Annotated in this window: 1 protein-coding gene and 1 pseudogene; both read right to left on the bottom strand. The window is 42.8% G+C overall.

All coding sequences use genetic code 11. From position 1 onward, the window contains the following. Positions 1-1253 (bottom strand): DNA (cytosine-5-)-methyltransferase (dcm, locus tag DWW81_RS12995; RefSeq protein WP_117945397.1); only part of this gene is annotated, 1253 nt, incomplete at its 3' end. Positions 1254-1309: 56 nt separating this feature from the next. Continuing rightward, positions 1310-1567: pseudogene (locus DWW81_RS12990) on the bottom strand (DUF4314 domain-containing protein); the annotation flags it as partial. Between the last annotated feature and the right edge of the window lie 407 nt (positions 1568-1974).

Raw genomic sequence — 1974 nt, 5'->3', positions numbered from 1 at the left:
TTGTCGATCTCTGAAATATACTTTCCAATAGCCTCGATAACATTTGTAGTCACTGCATTTCCTGCCTGTTTGTAAAGCTGAGCGTCAGACATTCCTGTGGCTTTCACCCTTTCAAACTGCTCATCTGTAAAGCCCTGCAGTCTCCAGCACTCCAACGGCATAAGCTTTCTGATATACCCGCAGTACACAACTCCGTGTCTGTCGGTAACGGTCAAAGTAAACATAGGCTCGTTTGGAAGTTTAAATCTTCGGCCTTGCTGTCTTGTTTCTGCTTTTGCAGGATCAAGCACGGCTATCGGGTCTGTTATGAGGACTACTCCGGATTTTTCGCCTTTGTGATGACCGATACCGCTGTCCTGTCTTGCGGTGATACATCTTGCAAGCTCTGTGACCTTCGGCTCAGGGTTCATATCTATCCCTAATGCGTAATATCCCTGATTACAGCTTGTTGTAAGGGTATGGGCTATCTCCTTTCCCACTCTCCCACGCCTTGAATTCATATTTGGATATGCAAGGTCAATACTGTCACCGGGCAAGGCTGTCTGATAGCCTGTTTTTGTTTTGACCTTAATGGGAAGTCCCATTATCTCATACAGTCCTGTCTTTCCGCCGAAACCGCCTGCTTGACTTGTAAGGGTTATGCTCAGTCCGTCTGCTGAATATACTCTGTTTCCCTCTCTGCCTGAAATTCTTTTGACAAGAGTTTTTGGATTTGCGTCCGTGAAAGACAATACTTTTCCTGCACACTTTTCTCTATGAAATCCGATAATATACACTCTTTTTCTGGATTGGGGCACACCAAAATCTGCGCTGTTAAGCACTTCCCATACGACATCGTACCCCAATTCATCCAACGTACTGAGGATGGCCGCAAACGTCCTGCCTTGGTCGTGCGATAGCAGTCCGGGAACATTTTCAAGGAGCAGATATTTAGGTTTTTTAATGGCGGCAATCCTGGCGATCTCAAAGAAGAGAGTTCCTCGGGTATCGCTGAATCCTTTTCGTTTTCCAGCGATCGAAAAGCTTTGGCAAGGGAATCCTCCGCATATAAGGTCGAGATCAGGCAGCTCGTTTGGGTCGATTTTTCTTGCGTCATCATAAAACACCTCACCTTCTGTATCATACAAAGTTTCATAGGCTTTCTTTGCATACTTATCTATCTCGCAGTAACCGACGCACTTGAATCCACCTGCTTTTTCAAGCCCTGAGCGAAATCCGCCGATACCTGCGAAGATATCGAAATATTTTATCATTTACCACGTTCCTTTCTGAAATAAAAAACGGTCAAGCTTTTTTCAAAACTTGACCGTCACATTGATATATTCATTTCTTCAGATTCTTCAATATCCTCAGTTTCCGTAATTTCTTCTGTTTGCTCATCGGTCTGAGTCTGTTCCTGATCAATTTTATGGAACTTATCCACATCGGGAATAACTCCGAGCGTTCTTCCGTTATCGAATTTGCAATGGAGAGTACCTGCATCATCCACAAACTCAACCGTACCACAGGTTCCGCTTTCAAAGGGACAGTAGTCGTCCATCGAGTCAACGCAGATCCTTGTTCCTTCCGGATATCTCTTGTCTCAGTATTTCTACCTTGTTTTGGTTGTATATCATATTGCCTCCTGTTGAATTAATTTTTGCTCTCTTTTAATGGTATACCTGCCACATTGGAATCACCCTCTCTCTTGTGCTAACAAAAAAGACTGTTTCGTTTAACATCACATTAATTCGTGATATTAGACAAAACAGCCTTTAAAACTTCGTGAAACTTTTTTTCATAAAAATACGGCAAGTAGGGAGCAAAATATGCTCATAACTTGCCGGAATGCTTGACAATATTCAATTGTTGAGGGTTCAGATCCTTTTTTAACGAAAAAGCATCTACGGTTTTACACCTGAAAATTTCGCTCTCAAAACGCAAAAAAGCTCGTAAATACGAGCTTTTCGAGGTGTGCATCTATTTTATTGCACA

The organism is Ruminococcus sp. AF17-1AC (assembly GCF_003461385.1).
Taxonomy (GTDB): domain Bacteria; phylum Bacillota; class Clostridia; order Oscillospirales; family Ruminococcaceae; genus Hominimerdicola; species Hominimerdicola aceti.
This window is presented reverse-complemented; position numbering and strand designations above follow the sequence as displayed.